The organism is Streptomyces sp. NPDC088733 (assembly GCF_044751185.1).
Classification (GTDB): domain Bacteria; phylum Actinomycetota; class Actinomycetes; order Streptomycetales; family Streptomycetaceae; genus Actinacidiphila.
The window spans coordinates 21,528-39,745 of sequence record NZ_JBIVLH010000038.1; the positions used below are offsets into that span (position 1 = coordinate 21,528).

The window sequence follows — 18,218 nt, forward strand, 5'->3', positions numbered from 1 at the left end:
ATGACGGCGAAGATCTCCTACGACGAGGTCGAGGTCGGCACCGAACTGCCGGCGCGGTCCTTCCCCGTGGACCGCGCGACGCTCGTGCGGTACGCGGGTGCCTCGGGTGACTTCAACCCGATCCACTGGAACGAGCGGTTCGCCAAGGAGGTGGGCCTGCCGGACGTCATCGCGCATGGCATGTTCACCATGGCCTCGGCGATCCGCGTGGTGACGGACTGGGCGGGCGACCCGGGAGCGGTCGTCGACTACGGGGTGCGCTTCACCAAGCCGGTCGTGGTGCCCGACGGCGACGAGGGCGCGCTCATCGAAGTGAGCGCCAAGGTCGCGGCCAAGCTCGACGACGACGACCGCACGGTGCGGGTCGATCTGACCGCCGTCAGCGCCGGGCAGAAGGTGCTGGGCATGTCCCGCGCGGTGGTCCGGCTGGCGTAGCCCGGTCGCGGACGCACAAGGGGGAGGCGGCGGGACATCCCGCCGCCTCCCCCTTGTGCAGCCTTGTTAGTGACTGATAACTTACTGAGCATGGCGAGCGACGGAATGCGGATGAGTGCGGACGAACGCCGCGAGGCGGCCGTGCGCGCCGCGATGACGGAGTTCGGCATGGGCGGCTACCACGGCACGTCCACCGCCGCCATCGCCACACGGATGGGAGTGTCGCAGCCCTACCTCTTCCGGCTCTTCCCGAACAAGAAGGCACTGTTCCTGGCCGTGGCCGAGCGGTGCGTCCGCACCATAGAGGCGCACTTCGAGAAGGCGGCGCAGGGACTGGCGGGGGCGGATGCCTTCCAGGCGATGTGCGGCTCGTACCAGGAGCTCATCTCGGGCGGCGACGTCCTGCGGATGCAACTCCAGATGTACGTGGCCGCCGTCGACGACGAGGAGATCCGCGACGCCTGCCGCGGCGGCTGGCTGGGGCTGTGGGAGTACGTCGCGGCGCGCACGGGAGTCAGCGAGCAGGAGGTCGCCGAGTTCTTCGGCACCGGGATGCTGGTGAACGTCCTGGTCGCGCTGGGTGTCCCGCCGAGCGCGCGCTGCTGGACGGGCATCGACGAGCTGTACGCCGACCGGTTCCCGGGGAAACCCCCGGCCGGTACGCACTGAGCACGCAGGGGAGGGCCGGCGGACCGCGCCGGCCGGACCCGGGCAGACGTCTGCCCGCAAAAGTAATTGATCGATTACTAATCAGCTTGGGGGAACGAGATCATGGAACCGGCACAGCAAGAACAGCGGAAGGACGCCGCCGCGGGACGCGGTGGCTTCGGATGGGCCCTGCTCATCACCAGCGTCGCCGGCTTCATGGCCGCGCTGGACAACCTCGTCGTCACCACCGCGCTGCCCTCCATCCGCAAGGACCTGGGCGGCGCCCTGGAGGAACTGGAGTGGACGGTGAGCGCCTACACACTCACCTTCGCCGTCCTCCTGATGTTCGGCGCGGCCCTCGGCGACCGCTTCGGGCGCCGCCGTATGTTCCTGGTCGGCCTCGGCGTCTTCTCCACCGCCTCCGCCGGCGCCGCGCTCGCGCCGGGCATGGGCGAGCTGATCGCGGCCCGCGCGGTCCAGGGCGTCGGCGCCGCCATCCTCATGCCGCTCACGCTCACCCTGCTGTCGGCCGCGGTGCCGCCGCAGCGGCGCGGCATGGTCTTCGGCATCTGGGGCGCGGTCAACGGCCTCGCGGTCGCGGCCGGACCGCTGATCGGCGGGTCCCTGACCGAGCACATCTCCTGGCAGTGGATCTTCTGGGTCAACGTCCCGATCGGCCTGCTGCTCATCCCGCTCGCCCGGCTGCGCCTGGCGGAGAGCCGCGGCCCCAACCCGCGGCTGGACCTGCCCGGCACGCTGCTCGCCAGCGCCGGCCTCTTCGGGATCGTCTACGCCCTGGTCCGCGGCAACGCCGACGGCTGGACCAGCGGACCGGTGCTCGGCGGCCTGATCGGTGGCGGCGTCCTGCTCGCCCTCTTCGTGCGGCACGGCATGCGGGCCCGCAACCCGATCCTGCCGATGCGGCTGTTCCGCAGCCGCGCCTTCGCCGCGATCAACGCGGCCAGCCTGCTGATGTTCCTCGGGATGTTCGGGTCGATCTTCCTGCTCAGCCAGTTCCTGCAGAACGCGGCGGGCTACTCCCCGACGGAGGCCGGGCTGCGGATGCTGCCCTGGACCGGCATGCCGATGATCGTGGCGCCGATCGCGGGCATCCTCTCCGACCGGATCGGCGGCCGCCCGGTCGTCGCGGCGGGACTCGCCCTCCAGGCGGTCGGCCTCGGGCTCTTCGCCCTGGTCGTCGAACCGGGCATGTCGTACGCGGCGCAGCTCCCGGCGCTCATCGTGAGCGGTGTCGGCATGGCGCTGTACTTCGCGCCCAGCGCCAACATCGTCATGAGCAGCGTCCGCCCGGAGGAGCAGGGCATCGCCTCCGGCGCCAACAACGCCCTGCGGGAGGTCGGCGGCGCGCTCGGCGTGGCCACGTTGGCGGCGGTCTTCTCCGCACAGGGCGGCTACGAGTCCGCCGCCCGCTTCGTGGACGGACTCACCCCCGCCCTCTGGGTGGGAGCGGCGGCGGTCGGCGCCGGCGCGGTCGCGGCACTCCTCGTACCGGGGCGGCGGTCCGCCGCGGCGGCCGCGGAGAAGACCGCTGCGGCCGGGGACGCGCGGCTCCTGGTGGGCGCCGAGCAGTGACACCGGCGCCGGTGCGGCCCCACCCCGTCGCGGGTGGGGCCGCACCGGCGCTTCCGGGCGTGCCCGGGGGCGCTCAGCCGACGGGGCCGCTGTGGTCCCAGTCCGGGGTGTTGAGGCGGAGCGAGAGGCTGCCCTCGCCCACCGTCTCGCCGCAGGTGCGGCACGTCTCGACGGGGTCGAACGGGTGGTCGTGGTGGTGGAAGGCGACCGGCGGCTCGTCGAGGATCCACGTGTCGCCCCACCGGACCAGGGCGCGCAGGACCTCGGCGAGGTCCCGGCCGGCGGCGGTGGGGTGGTACTCGTAGCGCGGCGGGCGCTCGCTGTACGCGCGGCGCTCGATGACGCCGGCCTCCTCCAGCGCGCGCAGCCGTGCCGTGAGCCGGTCGCGGGGGGCGCCGGTGTTGCGGGCGATGGCGTCGAAGCGGTGGTTGCCGTAGAGGATCTCGCGCATCGCGAGCAGCGCCCACTTCTCTCCGACGACCTGGAGCGCGGCGGCGGCGGAGCAGGGGCGCCCGGGAAGGGCGGGGCGGGGTGTGGTCGGGCTCACCGGTCCAGTCTCACATGGCAGGTTGTGAATTCAAATCGACTGGTCCTACTCTGGAGTAGGGAGTTAGTTGGATATTCAAATCAACCCCCTGAACCCCACCCTCACCCCAGGAGGCGACCCTCATGCGCGACGCCGTCATCGTCGAAGCCGTCCGCACTCCCATCGGCAAGGGCAAGCCCGGCGGGGCGCTCGCCGGCACGCACCCGGTGGAACTGCTCGCCCACACGCTCGCCGAGCTCGTCACCCGCAGCGGCATCGACCCCGCGCTCGTCGACGACGTCGTCGGCGGCACCGTCGGCCAGGTCGGCGAGCAGGCGATGAACACCACCCGCTGGGCGTGGCTGTCCGCCGGCTTCCCCGACTCCGTCCCGGCCACCACCGTCGACCGCCAGTGCGGGTCCTCGCAGCAGGCCGTGCACTTCGCCGCGCAGGGCGTCATCGCGGGCGCCTACGACATCGTCGTGGCCTGCGGAGTGGAGTCGATGAGCCGGGTGCCCATGGGGTCGAGCGTGCTCCCCGGCTCCGACCCGTTCGGGCCCGGTATCGCCGAGCGCTTCCCCGGAGGACTCGTCCCGCAGGGCATCAGCGCCGAACTGATCGCGGCCAAGCACTCGCTCAGCCGCGAGGCCATGGACGTCTTCGCCACCGAGTCGCATCGCAAGGCGGCCGCGGCCTGGGCGGCGGGCGCCTTCGACGCGGAGGTCGCCCCGCTCGCCGGACTGACCGCCGACGAGTCGGTGCGCCCCACCACCACCCCGGAGGTCCTTGCCGGGCTGCGCCCCGCCTTCGCCCACCCCGGCTACGCCGAGCGCTTCCCGCAGATCGACTGGTCGGTCACCGCCGGCAACAGCAGCCCGATCAACGACGGCGCCTCCGCCGTGCTGATCATGAGCAGCGAGACCGCCGAACGCCTCGGCCTGCGCCCGCTCGCCCGGCTGCACAGCTTCGCCGTCACCGGCTCCGACCCGCTGCTGATGCTGACCGGTGTCATCCCGGCCACCGAGCGCGTGCTGCGCCGCGCCGGGCTGAACCTGTCGGACATCGACCTGTTCGAGGTCAACGAGGCCTTCGCCGGCGTCGTCCTCGCCTGGCAGCAGGAGACCGGCGCCGACCCGGCCAAGGTCAACGTCAACGGCGGCGCCATCGCACTGGGCCACCCGCTCGGCGCCAGCGGCACCCGGCTGATGACCACCCTCGTCCACGCCCTGCGGGCGCGCGGCGCGCGCTACGGACTGCAGACCATGTGCGAGGCGGGCGGCCTGGCCAACGCGACGATCGTCGAGGCCCTGTAAGCCACCCCCCGGGAGTACGGGGCGGCCGGGCCCCGGGACGACGCGGCCCGCCCCGTACCCTGAATGCCGTGCACGTACTCCACGACGCCCCGCTCGCGCCCCTGACCACCTTCCGCCTCGGCGGCCCCGCCACCCGCCTGGTGACCGCGACCACCGACGCCGAGGTCGTCGAGGCCGTCCGGGAGGCGGACGCGTCCGGGACCCCGCTGCTGGTCATCGGCGGCGGCAGCAACCTGGTCATCGGCGACGAGGGCTTCGCGGGCACCGCGCTGCGCATCGCCACCCAGGGCTTCGCACTGCGCGGCACCGCGCTGGAGCTGGCCGCGGGCGAGGTCTGGACGGACGCCGTCGCCCGCACCGTCGAAGCGGGCCTGGCGGGCGTGGAGTGCCTGGCGGGCATCCCGGGCTCCGCCGGTGCCACGCCGATCCAGAACGTGGGCGCGTACGGCCAGGAAGTGGCGAGCACGATCACCGAGGTGACCGCCTACGACCGCGTCGCGGGGGAGACCGTCACCCTCTCCAACGCCGCCTGCGCCTTCTCGTACCGCCACAGCCGCTTCAAGGCGGACCCCGCGCGCTATGTCGTGCTGCGCGTCCGCTTCGAGCTGGAGGACGCGGGCGGCATGTCCGCCCCCGTCAAGTACGCCGAAGTGGCCCGCGCCCTGGGAGTCGGCGCCGGTGACCGGGTGGCGCTGGCCACGGCCCGCGAGACGGTGCTGAAGCTGCGCTCCGGCAAGGGCATGGTGCTGGACCCGGAGGACCACGACACCTGGTCGGCCGGCTCCTTCTTCACCAACCCGGTTCTCACCGAGGCCGGCTACGCGGACTTCCTCGCCCGCGTCCACGACCGCCTCGGCCCGGACGCCGAACCGCCCGCCTACCCCTCGGGCGACGGCCGCATCAAGACCTCCGCGGCCTGGCTGATCGACAAGGCGGGCTTCACCAAGGGCTACGGCACGGGCCCCGCCCGCATCTCCAGCAAGCACACCCTCGCCCTGACCAACCGCGGCTCCGCCACCACCGCCGACCTGCTCGCGCTCGCCCGCGAGGTCGTCGCCGGCGTCCACGAGGCCTTCGGCGTCACCCTGGTCAACGAGCCGGTGACGGTCGGCGTCAGCGTCTGACGGGGCCGGGCCGGGGCCCGGTCAGACGCCGAGTTCCAGCTCGCCCACCACCTGGTCCCCGCTGGTCTCCCCGGTCGGGCGGAAGCCGAGGCCCTCGTAGAACCGCTCGGGGCCGCCCGGGCCCGGCACCCATGTGCTGGTCATCCGGGTGCCGCCGCGACGGCGGATCTCGGCGGCGACCTCCGCGACGGCGAAGCGGCCGTAACCGCGGCCCTGCTCGTCCGCGTCCACGAGCAGCCGCCACAGGCCGGACCGCACGTCCCGGCCCGTGCCGTCGCCGGTCCAGTCGATGTCCAGGAACGCCATCACGAAGCCGACCGCCCGGCCGCCGTCGGTGATCAGCCGCGGCCAGGCGGTGTCCTGATGGACGTACGCCTCGGCGAGGGACTTCACGACCGGCGCGACCAGGTGCTCCTGTCCGGGCCGGACCCGCAGGCCGAGCGCGGCGTCGAGGTTGCCGGCGGTGATCGTTTCCAGGCGTGGTGCGCGTGTCATGCAGGGAACGATGCCGCAGTGCCCGGCGGGCGGGAAGTGACTTTCGGGGGCCCGCGCCGACGCCGACACGGACACGGCCGCCGCGCTGCCGGCCGCCGCCATCGTGCGGGCCGTGCCGGCCGGGATCGCCCTGGATCAGTGAGCGAGCCAGTCGTCGACGCCGGCCAGCAGCTTGTTGCGGACCCCCTGCGGCGCCGCCGAGCCGCGTACGGACTGGCGGGCCAGTTCGGCGAGTTCGGCGTCGCCGAAGCCGTGGGCCTCCCGTGCCAGTTCGTACTGGGCGGCCAGCCGCGAGCCGAACAGCAGCGGGTCGTCGGCGCCCAGGGCCATCGGCACCCCGGCGTCGTAGAGGGTGCGCAGCGGCACCTGTCCGGGCTCCTCGTAGACGCCGAGTGCGACATTGGAGGAGGGGCAGACCTCGCAGGTCACGCCGCGCTCGGCGAGCTTCGCCATGAGCCGGGGGTCCTCCGCGGCCCGCACGCCGTGCCCGATCCGGCTCGCGTGCAGGTCGTCCAGGCAGTCGCGGACGCTGCTCGCCCCCGAGAGCTCGCCCCCGTGCGGGGCCGCCAGCAGGCCGCCCTCCCGGGCGATGGCGAAGGCGCGGTCGAAGTCCCTTGCCAGGCCGCGCCGTTCGTCGTTGGAGAGCCCGAAGCCGACGACGCCGTGGTCGGCGTAGCGGACCGCGAGGCGGGCCAGGGTGCGGGCATCGAGGGGGTGCTTGGTGCGGTTGGCGGCGACGACCACCGCCATGCCCACGCCGGTGTCGCGGGAGGCGCTCTCCACCGCGTCCAGGATGATCTCCATGGCCGGGATCAGCCCGCCCAGCCGGGGCGCGTACGAGGTCGGGTCGACCTGTATCTCCAGCCACCCCGAACCGTCCCTGGCGTCCTCCTCCGCGGCTTCCCGCACCAGCCGCCGGATGTCGTCGGGGGAGCGGAGCACCGAACGCGCGATGTCGTACAGGCGCTGGAAGCGGAACCAGCCGCGTTCGTCGGTCGCGCGGAGCCTCGGCGGCTCGCCGGAGGTCAGGGCCTCGGGGAGGTGCACCCCGTACTTGTCGGCCAGTTCCAGCAGGGTCGCCGGCCGCATCGAGCCGGTGAAGTGCAGGTGGAGGTGCGCCTTGGGGAGAAGGGAAACATCACGTGCCATTCAGAGATCCTGCCGCACCGCCCCGGGTTGCCGGTAGCGCTTTCCCCGAACGAGGGCTTGCCCGTACACGCGCGCGGGCCCCGGCCGAACCGGCCGGGGCCCGCGACAGCACCGATGCGTCAGGGCAGTCAGGGCAGTGAGGGCAGTCAGGCCAGTCAGGCCTTTGCCTCGCCCAGCAGCTTCTGGATCCGGGAGACGCCCTCGACGAGGTCCTCGTCGCCGAGCGCGTACGACAGCCGCAGATAGCCCGGGGTGCCGAAGGCCTCCCCCGGGACGACCGCGACCTCGGCGTCCTCCAGGATGAGCTCGGCGAGCTCCACGGAGCTCTGCGGCCGCTTGCCGCGGATGTCCTTGCCGAGCACGTCCTTGACCGACGGGTACACGTAGAACGCGCCCTCCGGCTCGGGGCACACCACGCCCGGGATCTCGTTGAGCATCCGCACGATGGTCTGCCGGCGCCGGTCGAAGGCCTCGCGCATCCGCGCCACGGCCTCCAGGTCGCCGGAGACGGCGGCCAGGGCGGCGGCCTGTGCGACGTTGCTCACATTCGAGGTGGCGTGCGACTGGAGGTTGGTCGCGGCCTTGACCACGTCCTTCGGCCCGATGACCCACCCGACGCGCCAGCCGGTCATGGCGTACGTCTTGGCGACGCCGTTGACCACGATGCACTTGTCGCGCAGCTCGGGCAGGAGCGCGGGCAGCGAGACCGAGGAGGCGCCGCCGTAGACCAGGTGCTCGTAGATCTCGTCGGTCAGCACCCACAGGCCGTGCTCGTGGGCCCAGCGGCCGATCGCCTCGGTCTCGGCCTCGCTGTAGACGGCGCCGGTCGGGTTGGACGGCGACACGAAGAGCACGACCTTGGTGTTCTCGGTGCGCGCGGCCTCCAGCTGCTCCACGGAGACCCGGTAGCCGGTCGTCTCGTCGGCCACGACCGCGACCGGGACACCGCCGGCCAGCCGGATCGACTCGGGGTAGGTCGTCCAGTACGGGGCCGGGACGATCACCTCGTCGCCCGGGTCGAGGATGGCCGCGAAGGCCTCGTAGATGGCCTGCTTGCCGCCGTTGGTGACCAGCACCTGGGAGGCGTCGACCTCGTAGCCGGAGTCGCGCAGCGTCTTGGCGGCGATCGCGGCCTTCAGCTCCGGGAGGCCGCCGGCGGGGGTGTAGCGGTGGAACTTCGGATTGCGGCACGCCTCCACGGCCGCCTCGACGATGTAGTCGGGCGTGGGGAAGTCGGGCTCGCCGGCACCGAAGCCGATGACCGGTCGCCCGGCGGCCTTGAGCGCTTTGGCCTTGGCGTCCACGGCGAGCGTCGCGGACTCGGAGATCGACCCGATGCGGGCCGACACGCGTCGTTCATTTGCTGCGGTCATGTCTGCATCGTCGCAGACCGCGGGGGGCCCGGGCACACGAGTTCACGTTCCGGGCAGAACCGAGCCCAACCGCGCCGAACACGCAACGCATTCGACGGCCGGGCCAGGAACACGTACACTCATCCGTCGATGGCCCCCACGAGCCGATCAAGCCTGTGCACATCGTGCACTCGGCCGGATGCGGTACGTTGGGGGACACTCGAAGGGTCGTAGCTCAATTGGTAGAGCACTGGTCTCCAAAACCAGCGGTTGGGGGTTCGAGTCCCTCCGGCCCTGCTGTTCGCAGGCGCAAAGCTTCTTCAGTGTTTCGATGTATCGATGTATCGGCAATCAATCGGATTCAGGTGAGGACGAGTGACGGAAGCCCTGGGCTCGACCGCAACACCTGAAAGCGGTCGTCCTGACGACGGTTCCGCGGACGACGGCTCCAAGAAGGCCCGTCGCGGCGGCAAGCGCGGGAAGAAGGGCCCTCTGGCCCGCCTCGCGCTCTTCTACCGCCAGATCGTGGCGGAGCTCCGCAAGGTCGTCTGGCCGACGCGCAGTGAGCTCAGCACGTACACCAGCGTGGTGATTGTCTTCGTTGTGGTCATCATCGCGCTCGTGACCGTGATTGACTGGGGACTCAACAAGGGCGTCTCGTACATCTTCGGGTGATTCCCCTCGCGGAGGGCACCCGTGGTGCCCGACCGCCTGTTCCACATCTTGAAGGAAGAAGCAGCGACCGTGTCTGACCCGAACCTGTACGACGCCGACGAGACCGTCGAGGGCGACGACACCGCGCTCGACATCGTCGAGGCCGCCGACGGCGACATCGACCAGGCCGAGGCTGCTGACCAGGCCGCCGGCGAGCCGGCCGAGCAGGATGCCGTGCAGGTCGTCGACGAGGACGTGGACGAGGCGGCGGCCGGCGAGGGCGAGCACGAGGAGAGCGCGGAGGAGCAGGCCCCGGTGGATCCGGTGGCGGCCTTCCGTGACGAGCTGAAGGCCCTGCCCGGCGAGTGGTACGTCATCCACACCTACGCCGGCTACGAGAACCGCGTGAAGTCCAACCTGGAGCAGCGCGCCGTCTCACTGAACGTCGAGGACTACATCTACCAGGCCGAAGTGCCCCAGGAAGAGGTCGTCCAGATCAAGAACGGCGACCGCCGCACCGTCCGCCAGAACAAGCTCCCCGGCTACGTGCTGGTGCGCATGGACCTGACGAACGAGTCCTGGGGCGTCGTCCGCAACACGCCGGGCGTCACCGGCTTCGTCGGCAACGCCTACGACCCGTACCCGCTGACGCTGGACGAGGTCACCAAGATGCTCGCTCCCGAGGTCGAGGAGCAGGCCGCCGCCGCCGAGGGCGGCGAGGGCGGCGCCACGAAGCGCAAGGTCGAGGTCCAGGTGCTGGACTTCGAGGTCGGCGACTCGGTCACGGTCACCGACGGCCCCTTCGCGACCCTCCAGGCCACGATCAACGAGATCAACCCGGACTCCAAGAAGGTCAAGGGCCTCGTGGAGATCTTCGGCCGCGAGACCCCGGTCGAGCTCAGCTTCGACCAGATCCAGAAGAACTGACCGGACGGTCTTCGGACAGGGCCCCTGCCTCCAGCGTTCACCCGCTGGACAGGGGCTCTTCCGCGTGTCGGGGTTGTCGCGGGGCCGTCGGCCCAATGTCGCCCCCACGACGCGCCAGGCGTCCTCGCCGGATGGTCTGACCTGCCGGTTTCAGGGTTTCGGCAGGCCACCGCTAAAATCGTGCGGTATGCCTGTTCGCAGGCAGGAACACTCTCACTAGGACCCGGAGAGAGCACATGCCTCCCAAGAAGAAGAAGGTCACGGGGCTTATCAAGCTCCAGATCAACGCAGGTGCGGCCAACCCGGCCCCGCCCGTCGGCCCGGCGCTCGGCCAGCACGGCGTCAACATCATGGAGTTCTGCAAGGCCTACAACGCGGCGACCGAGTCGCAGCGTGGCTGGGTGATCCCGGTGGAGATCACGGTCTACGAGGACCGTTCCTTCACCTTCATCACCAAGACGCCGCCGGCCTCCCGCATGATCCTCAAGGCCGCGGGTGTGGACAAGGGCTCCGGCGAGCCGCACAAGACCAAGGTCGCGAAGCTGACGCGCGACCAGGTCCGCGAGATCGCCACGACCAAGCTGCCCGACCTGAACGCGAACGACCTGGACGCCGCCGAGAAGATCATCGCCGGCACCGCGCGTTCCATGGGCATCACGGTCGAGGGCTGACACAGCCCCCGAGCACCTCTTCCCCACCCGCAAGAACGTGGCAGGGCCGGCTCGGCCCGCACCACGACTCCTCAGGACACACAGGAGCAGCAGTGAGCAAGCGCAGCAAGTCTCTCCGCGCTGCGGACAGCAAGATCGACCGGGAGCGTGTGTACGCCCCCCTCGAGGCGGTCCGTCTCGCCAAGGAGACCTCCACCACCAAGTTCGACAGCACCGTCGAGGTGGCCTTCCGTCTGGGCGTCGACCCGCGCAAGGCCGACCAGATGGTCCGTGGCACCGTGAACCTCCCGCACGGCACCGGCAAGACCGCCCGGGTCCTGGTCTTCGCGACCGGTGACCGTGCCGAGGCCGCGCGTGCCGCGGGCGCCGACATCGTCGGCGCCGACGAACTGATCGACGAGGTGGCGAAGGGCCGTCTGGACTTCGACGCCGTCGTCGCCACCCCGGACCTCATGGGCAAGGTCGGCCGCCTCGGCCGCGTCCTCGGCCCCCGTGGTCTGATGCCGAACCCGAAGACCGGCACCGTCACCCCCGACGTCGCCAAGGCCGTCACGGACATCAAGGGCGGCAAGATCGAGTTCCGCGTCGACAAGCACTCGAACCTGCACTTCATCATCGGCAAGACCTCGTTCGGTGAGCAGCAGCTGGTCGAGAACTACGGCGCCGCGCTGGACGAGATCATGCGTCTGAAGCCGTCCGCCGCCAAGGGCCGCTACATCAAGAAGGCCGCCATCAGCACCACGATGGGCCCCGGCATCCCGCTGGACTCCAACCGCACCCGCAACCTCCTCACCGAGGAGGACCCGGCCGCTCTCTGACCGGGTCGTGTGCTGTGAACCGGCCCCCGCGCCTCAAGGCGCGGGGGCCGGTTTTTTTCGTACGACGGTGTCCGCGCGGTGCGCTAGCGTGCCACCGGCCGCCGGGGAGGCCTCCGGGGCCGGCCGACGAGACACAGGGGTGGGAACTGATGAGCATGTCCGCAGGGAAGCGCGCGAGCGCCGGTCTGGCGGCAGCGGCCGTCGTGGTGGGCCTCGCCGGCTGCCAGAGCGGCGACACGGGCACCGGGGGGAAGGCAGGGGCCCTCCAGACGCGGAGCGAGGCGGTCCAGTTCATCCGTGCCGCCTTCACCAAGACCTCCGAGGCCAAGTCGGCCAAGGTCCGGATGACGGTCACGACGCCGTCCGGCATGCCGGGCGGCGGCACCGCGCAGCTCTCCGGCGTCCAGGGCTGGGACCCCGCGGTGATGGACATGGTGGCCAAGGGCTCCGCCCTCACGGGCGATGCCGCCGAGGTCCCCTCCCAGGTGCACATGGTGCTCGTGGACGGCGCCCTGTACACGGACCTGGGCCCCGGGCAGGCCGCCACCATGGGCGGCAAGCACTGGATGAAGCTGGACTTCAAGGCAGCCGCCGCGAGCGGCAACGCGGAGATGCAGAAGCAGATGGCGGCCGGCCTGGAGAACATGAACCAGGACCCGTCCGAGCAGCTGGCCCTGCTGCTGGAGTCGCCGAACCTCAAGCACCTCGGCTCGGAGAAGATCGGCGGCGTCCAGGCCGAGCACTACAAGGGCACGCTCACCTTCGAGGAGATGCTGGACGCCGGCAAGTCCGCCTCCGCCCTGTCCGGGAAGCAGCGCGCGGACGTGCTCGCAAGCACCAAGAAGATGGGGATCAAGGGCTACGACACCGAGTTCTGGGTCAACTCCGACCACTACCCGGTGCGGATGACCGTCGGGATGCGGATGGCCGGGGGCACGGTGAAGGTGCGCGCCGACTACTCCGACTACGGTGCCGCGGCCACCGTCAAGGCGCCGCCCGCCAAGGACACCGTGGACCTGTTCGGGATGCTGGGGAGCATGAAGCCCTCCGACGCGAACGGCTGACGCGAGGCCCCTGACGCCCGATTTGCTTGCCGCCGATCGGTTCGCGTACCCTTCCACGGAAGCCAAAGACCGCTGGTCGTTGCCGTGCCCCTACGGGGTGCGGCGGCCGAAGGATCCGTTTACTGCGGACGACCCGCGCAGGTGACTGTGGATGCACTCCTGGGAACGCTCTCGCGCTCCCGGTCGAGTCACGCCCCGTGCGCCTGCGCCGGGGCGTTCGTTTTTCCCGGCCCCTTCCCGTGCGGTCCGAATCACCCGGAAGGAGGCCGAGGCTCTATGGCGAAGCCCGAGAAGGGCGCCGCGGTTGCCGAGCTGACGGACAAGTTCCGCAGCTCCAACGCCGCTGTGCTGACCGAGTACCGCGGTCTCACCGTGGCGCAGCTCAAGACGCTGCGCCGTTCGCTCGGTGAGAACGCCACGTACGCCGTGGTGAAGAACACGCTGACCAAGATCGCGGCCAACGAGGCCGGGATCAGCCAGCTGGACGACCTGTTCGCGGGTCCGACGGCTGTCGCCTTCGTCACCGGTGACCCGGTGGAGTCGGCGAAGGGTCTTCGTGACTTCGCCAAGGACAACCCGAACCTCATCATCAAGGGCGGTGTCCTTGACGGCAAGGCGCTGACCGCCGATGAGATCAAGAAGCTCGCGGACCTCGAGTCCCGCGAGGTGCTGCTCGCCAAGCTGGCGGGTGCCATGAAGGCCAAGCCCTCCCAGGCTGCCGCGGTCTTCCAGGCGCTGCCCTCGAAGCTCGTCCGCACCGTGGACGCGCTCCGTGCCAAGCAGGCCGAGCAGGGCGGTGCCGGCGAGCCGGCTCCCGCCGAGGACGCGGAGTAACCACTCCCGCTGTTCTCTAGCGGGCCCGTACGCCCGCCGCAATGTACACACGGCACCAGCCGAATTAGTGGAAGGACCGCCATCATGGCGAAGCTCAGCCAGGACGACCTGCTCGCCCAGTTCGAGGAGATGACCCTCATCGAGCTCTCCGAGTTCGTGAAGGCCTTCGAGGAGAAGTTCGACGTCACCGCCGCCGCCCCGGTCGCCGTGGCCGGCGTCGCGGGCCCGGGTGTCCCCGCCGAGGCCGAGGAGGAGAAGGACGAGTTCGACGTCATCCTCACCGGTGCCGGCGACAAGAAGATCCAGGTCATCAAGGTCGTGCGCGAGCTCACCTCCCTGGGCCTGAAGGAGGCCAAGGACCTCGTGGACGGCGCTCCGAAGCCGGTCCTCGAGAAGGTCAACAAGGAGGCCGCGGAGAAGGCCGCCGAGTCCCTCAAGGGCGCGGGCGCGTCTGTCGAGGTCAAGTGATCCATGCCCCTACCGGGGCTGATCAGCCGCAGGGCGGCCACCCTTTCGGGTGGCCGCCCTCGGTCGTTTGCGTGGGCCTTCACCCGGGCTGTCGGCATCCCCGGGTAAGGTGATCATCGTCGTTCCGCTGACGTCGCCGCTCGTCGCGTACCACCCCCTGTGACGATCTCCGCGGGGCGGGGGCCTTGACGAACCGCACGCAGCGCGCGATTCTCAGGACGCGTCGCCACATCGGCCATGTACCGAGGCATGGATCGAGGGCGATGCGGGAATGCCTAGCGTGGCAAGCGTGAACGAGGGGCATGACGGCTCACAACAAGGGGCTCCTACCGACCCCTACGGAGGACGAGATTGGTGCAGCACCGGTCTCCGAAACTCTGCACTGGACATCAGTGTGCCAAGTGGCTACACTGACCCTTTGCGCTGCCTGTTAGCTGTCGCCTGGCCCGTCACCAGGGACCAGCCCAAGCCTGAGCACACATGAGGAACCGTCCTGACCAGGACATCCTTGTCTGCGCCCGGGGGCGGAAGCCGGTACGCGCGTAGTGAGTCCGAGCCCTCGGAAGGACCCCCTCTTGGCCGCCTCGCGCAACGCCTCGACTGCCAATTCGAACAACGGCGCAAGCACCGCCCCGCTGCGCATTTCTTTCGCGAAGATCAAGGAGCCCCTCGAGGTCCCGAACCTCCTCGCGCTGCAGACCGAGAGCTTTGACTGGCTCCTCGGCAACGCCGCGTGGAAGTCTCGCGTCGAGGCGGCCCTGGACAGTGGTCAGGACGTCCCCACCAAGTCCGGTCTGGAGGAGATCTTCGAGGAGATCTCGCCGATCGAGGACTTCTCCGGGTCGATGTCGCTGACCTTCCGCGACCACCGTTTCGAACCGCCGAAGAACTCGATCGACGAGTGCAAGGAGCGCGACTTCACGTACGCGGCCCCGCTCTTCGTCACGGCCGAGTTCACCAACAACGAGACCGGTGAGATCAAGTCCCAGACCGTCTTCATGGGCGACTTCCCGCTCATGACGAACAAGGGCACCTTCGTCATCAACGGCACCGAGCGTGTCGTGGTGTCCCAGCTGGTCCGCTCGCCGGGTGTCTACTTCGACAGCCAGATCGACAAGACGTCCGACAAGGACATCTACTCCGCCAAGGTCATCCCCTCCCGCGGTGCCTGGCTGGAGATGGAGATCGACAAGCGCGACATGGTCGGTGTCCGCATCGACCGCAAGCGCAAGCAGTCCGTCACCGTCCTCCTGAAGGCGCTCGGCTGGACCACCGAGCAGATCCTCGAGGAGTTCGGCGAGTACGAGTCCATGCGCGCCACCCTGGAGAAGGACCACACACAGGGCCAGGACGACGCGCTGCTCGACATCTACCGCAAGCTGCGCCCGGGCGAGCCGCCGACCCGTGAGGCCGCGCAGACGCTGCTGGAGAACCTCTACTTCAACCCCAAGCGCTACGACCTGGCCAAGGTCGGCCGCTACAAGATCAACAAGAAGCTGGGTGCCGACGCGCCGCTGGACGCCGGCGTGCTGACCGTCGAGGACGTCATCTCGGCGATCAAGTACCTGGTCAAGCTGCACGCGGGCGAGACCGAGACCACCGGCGACAACGGTTCCTCCGTGGTCGTCGAGGTCGACGACATCGACCACTTCGGCAACCGTCGTCTGCGCAACGTCGGCGAGCTCATCCAGAACCAGGTCCGCACGGGTCTGGCCCGTATGGAGCGCGTCGTCCGCGAGCGGATGACCACCCAGGACGTCGAGGCGATCACGCCGCAGACCCTGATCAACATCCGGCCGGTCGTCGCCTCCATCAAGGAGTTCTTCGGCACCAGCCAGCTGTCCCAGTTCATGGACCAGACGAACCCGCTGTCGGGCCTGACCCACAAGCGCCGTCTGTCCGCGCTGGGCCCCGGTGGTCTGTCCCGTGAGCGGGCCGGCTTCGAGGTCCGTGACGTGCACCCGTCCCACTACGGACGCATGTGCCCGATCGAGACCCCCGAAGGCCCGAACATCGGTCTGATCGGCTCGCTGGCCTCCTACGGCCGGGTCAACGCCTTCGGCTTCGTCGAGACCCCGTACCGCAAGGTCGACGAGACCGGTGTCGTGACCGACGAGGTCAACTTCCTCACCGCCGACGAGGAGGACCGCTTCGTCATCGCCCAGGCGAACGCGCCGCTGACGGAGGACAACCGCTTCGCGGAGTCCCGCGTCCTGGTGCGCCGCCGCGGCGGCGAGATCGACTACGTCCCCGGTGAGGACGTGGACTACATGGACGTCTCGCCGCGCCAGATGGTGTCGGTCGCGACCGCCATGATCCCGTTCCTCGAGCACGACGACGCCAACCGCGCGCTCATGGGCTCCAACATGATGCGCCAGGCCGTGCCGCTGCTGAAGGCGCAGGCCCCGCTGGTCGGCACCGGCATGGAGTACCGCTGCGCGGTCGACGCCGGTGACGTCATCAAGGCCGACAAGGACGGCGTGGTCCAGGAGGTCTCCGCGGACTACGTCACCGTCGCCAACGACGACGGCACGTACAACACCTACCGTGTCGCCAAGTTCTCCCGCTCGAACCAGGGCACGTCCTTCAACCAGAAGGTCGTCGTCGACGAGGGCGCCCGCGTGATCGCCGGCCAGGTGCTCGCGGACGGTCCGTCCACCGAGCAGGGCGAGATGGCGCTCGGCAAGAACCTGCTGGTCGCGTTCATGCCGTGGGAGGGCCACAACTACGAGGACGCGATCATCCTGTCGCAGCGCCTCGTGCAGGACGACGTCCTGTCCTCGATCCACATCGAGGAGCACGAGGTCGACGCCCGTGACACCAAGCTCGGCCCCGAGGAGATCACCCGGGACATCCCGAACGTCTCCGAGGAGGTCCTGGCGGACCTGGACGAGCGCGGCATCATCCGCATCGGTGCCGAGGTCGTCGCCGGCGACATCCTGGTCGGCAAGGTCACCCCGAAGGGCGAGACCGAGCTGACCCCGGAGGAGCGCCTGCTGCGCGCGATCTTCGGCGAGAAGGCCCGTGAGGTCCGCGACACCTCGCTGAAGGTGCCGCACGGCGAGACCGGCAAGGTCATCGGCGTGCGCGTCTTCGACCGCGAGGAGGGCGACGAGCTTCCCCCCGGTGTGAACCAGCTGGTGCGCGTCTACGTCGCGCAGAAGCGCAAGATCACCGACGGTGACAAGCTCGCCGGCCGCCACGGCAACAAGGGCGTCATCTCCAAGATCCTGCCGATCGAGGACATGCCGTTCCTGGAGGACGGCTCCCCGGTCGACATCATCCTCAACCCGCTGGGTGTCCCGTCCCGAATGAACCCGGGACAGGTCCTGGAGATCCACCTGGGCTGGCTCGCAGCACAGGGTTGGGACGTCTCCGGCCTCAGCGACGAATGGGCGCGCCGCCTCACGGCGATCGGCGCCGACCAGGTCGCCGCCGGCACCAACGTCGCCACCCCGGTGTTCGACGGTGCCCGCGAGGACGAGATCACCGGCCTCTTCGAGGCCACGATCCCGAACCGCGACGGCCAGCGCCTGGTGCTGCCCTCGGGTAAGGCCCGGCTCTTCGACGGCCGCTCCGGCGAGCCGTTCCCGGACCCGATCTCGATCGGCTACATGTACATCCTCAAGCTGCACCACCTGGTGGACGACAAGCTGCACGCCCGCTCCACCGGCCCGTACTCGATGATCACCCAGCAGCCGCTGGGTGGTAAGGCGCAGTTCGGTGGTCAGCGCTTCGGTGAGATGGAGGTGTGGGCCCTTGAGGCATACGGTGCGGCCTACGCGCTGCAGGAGCTCCTCACCATCAAGTCCGACGACGTCCTCGGCCGCGTGAAGGTCTACGAGGCCATCGTCAAGGGCGAGAACATCCCCGAGCCGGGCATTCCCGAGTCCTTCAAGGTGCTCATCAAGGAAATGCAGTCGCTCTGCCTCAACGTGGAGGTGCTGTCCTCGGACGGCATGTCGATCGAGATGCGCGACACCGACGAGGACGTCTTCCGCGCTGCGGAGGAGCTCGGAATCGACCTGTCCCGGCGCGAGCCGAGCAGCGTCGAAGAGGTCTGACGGGCCGGTAGGGGAGCCGCCCCGAGGCGGCTCCCCACCTCCCCCGGACCGTTCAGACATGTTTGACTTTCGACCCCGAAAGA

At 70.0% G+C, this 18,218-nt stretch carries 17 protein-coding genes and 1 tRNA gene; 14 read left to right on the forward strand and 4 right to left on the reverse strand.

What is annotated here, in order from left to right:
* The 3 genes from ACIP64_RS38825 (at position 1) to ACIP64_RS38835 (ending at position 2,676) form a co-directional block, all read left to right on the forward strand.
* Entirely contained in the window at positions 1 to 435 is a 435-nt protein-coding gene (locus ACIP64_RS38825) for a MaoC family dehydratase (protein WP_401596846.1), read from the forward strand.
* Positions 436 to 525: 90 nt separating this feature from the next.
* Entirely contained in the window at positions 526 to 1,104 is a 579-nt protein-coding gene (locus ACIP64_RS38830) for a TetR/AcrR family transcriptional regulator (protein ID WP_401596849.1), read from the forward strand.
* A 102-nt stretch (positions 1,105 to 1,206) separates the two neighbouring features.
* Positions 1,207 to 2,676: a DHA2 family efflux MFS transporter permease subunit gene (locus tag ACIP64_RS38835; RefSeq protein ID WP_401596852.1), complete on the forward strand. Its 1,470-nt coding sequence runs from the start codon at positions 1,207 to 1,209 to the stop codon at positions 2,674 to 2,676.
* Between the two features lie 73 nt (positions 2,677 to 2,749).
* Here ACIP64_RS38835 and ACIP64_RS38840 read toward each other — a convergent pair whose 3' ends face one another.
* On the reverse strand, positions 2,750 to 3,223 hold the full coding sequence (locus ACIP64_RS38840; protein WP_401596855.1) for a winged helix-turn-helix transcriptional regulator: 474 nt from the start codon (positions 3,221 to 3,223) through the stop codon (positions 2,750 to 2,752).
* 122 nt (positions 3,224 to 3,345) lie between these two features.
* Between ACIP64_RS38840 and ACIP64_RS38845 the strand changes: the two genes are divergently transcribed.
* Together ACIP64_RS38845 and ACIP64_RS38850 are read left to right on the forward strand one after the other, a co-directional pair.
* Entirely contained in the window at positions 3,346 to 4,515 is a 1,170-nt protein-coding gene (locus tag ACIP64_RS38845) for a thiolase family protein (protein ID WP_401596858.1), read from the forward strand.
* A 68-nt stretch (positions 4,516 to 4,583) separates the two neighbouring features.
* Positions 4,584 to 5,639 carry a UDP-N-acetylmuramate dehydrogenase gene (locus ACIP64_RS38850; RefSeq protein WP_401596861.1) on the forward strand — a complete coding sequence of 352 codons (1,056 nt, stop codon included), beginning with the start codon at positions 4,584 to 4,586 and terminating at the stop codon, positions 5,637 to 5,639.
* A gap of 21 nt (positions 5,640 to 5,660) precedes the next feature.
* Here the strand turns inward: ACIP64_RS38850 and ACIP64_RS38855 are convergent, their stop codons facing one another.
* The 3 genes from ACIP64_RS38855 to ACIP64_RS38865 form a co-directional block, all read right to left on the reverse strand.
* On the reverse strand, positions 5,661 to 6,134 hold the full coding sequence (locus ACIP64_RS38855) for a GNAT family N-acetyltransferase (RefSeq protein ID WP_401596864.1): 474 nt from the start codon (positions 6,132 to 6,134) through the stop codon (positions 5,661 to 5,663).
* Positions 6,135 to 6,269: 135 nt separating this feature from the next.
* Positions 6,270 to 7,283 (reverse strand): adenosine deaminase, encoded by a 1,014-nt coding sequence (locus ACIP64_RS38860; protein ID WP_401596867.1) that lies wholly within the window; start codon positions 7,281 to 7,283, stop codon positions 6,270 to 6,272.
* A 155-nt stretch (positions 7,284 to 7,438) separates the two neighbouring features.
* Positions 7,439 to 8,656, reverse strand: coding sequence for a pyridoxal phosphate-dependent aminotransferase (locus tag ACIP64_RS38865; protein WP_401596870.1), 1,218 nt, complete (start codon positions 8,654 to 8,656; stop codon positions 7,439 to 7,441).
* Positions 8,657 to 8,859: 203 nt separating this feature from the next.
* On the opposite strand from ACIP64_RS38865, the gene ACIP64_RS38870 reads away from it, so the two are divergent.
* From ACIP64_RS38870 to rpoB, 9 genes are all read left to right on the forward strand, one after another.
* A tRNA-Trp gene (locus ACIP64_RS38870) sits at positions 8,860 to 8,932 on the forward strand.
* A 78-nt stretch (positions 8,933 to 9,010) separates the two neighbouring features.
* Positions 9,011 to 9,310: a preprotein translocase subunit SecE gene (secE, locus tag ACIP64_RS38875; RefSeq protein ID WP_319658468.1), complete on the forward strand. Its 300-nt coding sequence runs from the start codon at positions 9,011 to 9,013 to the stop codon at positions 9,308 to 9,310.
* Between the two features lie 69 nt (positions 9,311 to 9,379).
* On the forward strand, positions 9,380 to 10,216 hold the full coding sequence (gene nusG / locus ACIP64_RS38880) for a transcription termination/antitermination protein NusG (RefSeq protein ID WP_401596874.1): 837 nt from the start codon (positions 9,380 to 9,382) through the stop codon (positions 10,214 to 10,216).
* Positions 10,217 to 10,452: 236 nt separating this feature from the next.
* The gene (rplK, locus tag ACIP64_RS38885; RefSeq protein WP_360902549.1) at positions 10,453 to 10,887 is read left to right on the forward strand and encodes a 50S ribosomal protein L11; all 435 of its coding nucleotides are present in this window, start codon (positions 10,453 to 10,455) and stop codon (positions 10,885 to 10,887) included.
* Between the two features lie 92 nt (positions 10,888 to 10,979).
* Complete coding sequence (gene rplA, locus ACIP64_RS38890) at positions 10,980 to 11,705, forward strand: 50S ribosomal protein L1 (protein ID WP_401596879.1); 726 nt, start codon at positions 10,980 to 10,982, stop codon at positions 11,703 to 11,705.
* A gap of 149 nt (positions 11,706 to 11,854) precedes the next feature.
* Positions 11,855 to 12,769, forward strand: a complete 915-nt coding sequence (locus ACIP64_RS38895) for a hypothetical protein (protein ID WP_401596882.1) — start codon at positions 11,855 to 11,857, stop codon at positions 12,767 to 12,769.
* A gap of 276 nt (positions 12,770 to 13,045) precedes the next feature.
* Positions 13,046 to 13,603 carry a 50S ribosomal protein L10 gene (rplJ, locus tag ACIP64_RS38900; protein WP_401596885.1) on the forward strand — a complete coding sequence of 186 codons (558 nt, stop codon included), beginning with the start codon at positions 13,046 to 13,048 and terminating at the stop codon, positions 13,601 to 13,603.
* A gap of 84 nt (positions 13,604 to 13,687) precedes the next feature.
* Positions 13,688 to 14,071: a 50S ribosomal protein L7/L12 gene (gene rplL, locus ACIP64_RS38905; protein ID WP_401596888.1), complete on the forward strand. Its 384-nt coding sequence runs from the start codon at positions 13,688 to 13,690 to the stop codon at positions 14,069 to 14,071.
* A gap of 575 nt (positions 14,072 to 14,646) precedes the next feature.
* On the forward strand, positions 14,647 to 18,135 hold the full coding sequence (gene rpoB / locus ACIP64_RS38910; RefSeq protein ID WP_401596891.1) for a DNA-directed RNA polymerase subunit beta: 3,489 nt from the start codon (positions 14,647 to 14,649) through the stop codon (positions 18,133 to 18,135).
* Positions 18,136 to 18,218: the final 83 nt, after the last annotated feature.

Coding starts and splice junctions, on each gene's coding strand:
- ACIP64_RS38825 (WP_401596846.1), top strand. CDS start 1: ATGACGGCGAAGATCTCCTACGACGAGGTCGAGGTCGGCACCGAACTG.
- ACIP64_RS38830 (WP_401596849.1), top strand. CDS start 526: ATGGCGAGCGACGGAATGCGGATGAGTGCGGACGAACGCCGCGAGGCG.
- ACIP64_RS38835 (WP_401596852.1), top strand. CDS start 1,207: ATGGAACCGGCACAGCAAGAACAGCGGAAGGACGCCGCCGCGGGACGC.
- ACIP64_RS38845 (WP_401596858.1), top strand. CDS start 3,346: ATGCGCGACGCCGTCATCGTCGAAGCCGTCCGCACTCCCATCGGCAAG.
- ACIP64_RS38855 (WP_401596864.1), bottom strand. CDS start 6,134: ATGACACGCGCACCACGCCTGGAAACGATCACCGCCGGCAACCTCGAC.
- ACIP64_RS38860 (WP_401596867.1), bottom strand. CDS start 7,283: ATGGCACGTGATGTTTCCCTTCTCCCCAAGGCGCACCTCCACCTGCAC.
- ACIP64_RS38865 (WP_401596870.1), bottom strand. CDS start 8,656: ATGACCGCAGCAAATGAACGACGCGTGTCGGCCCGCATCGGGTCGATC.
- rplK (WP_360902549.1), top strand. CDS start 10,453: ATGCCTCCCAAGAAGAAGAAGGTCACGGGGCTTATCAAGCTCCAGATC.
- ACIP64_RS38895 (WP_401596882.1), top strand. CDS start 11,855: ATGAGCATGTCCGCAGGGAAGCGCGCGAGCGCCGGTCTGGCGGCAGCG.
- rplJ (WP_401596885.1), top strand. CDS start 13,046: ATGGCGAAGCCCGAGAAGGGCGCCGCGGTTGCCGAGCTGACGGACAAG.
- rplL (WP_401596888.1), top strand. CDS start 13,688: ATGGCGAAGCTCAGCCAGGACGACCTGCTCGCCCAGTTCGAGGAGATG.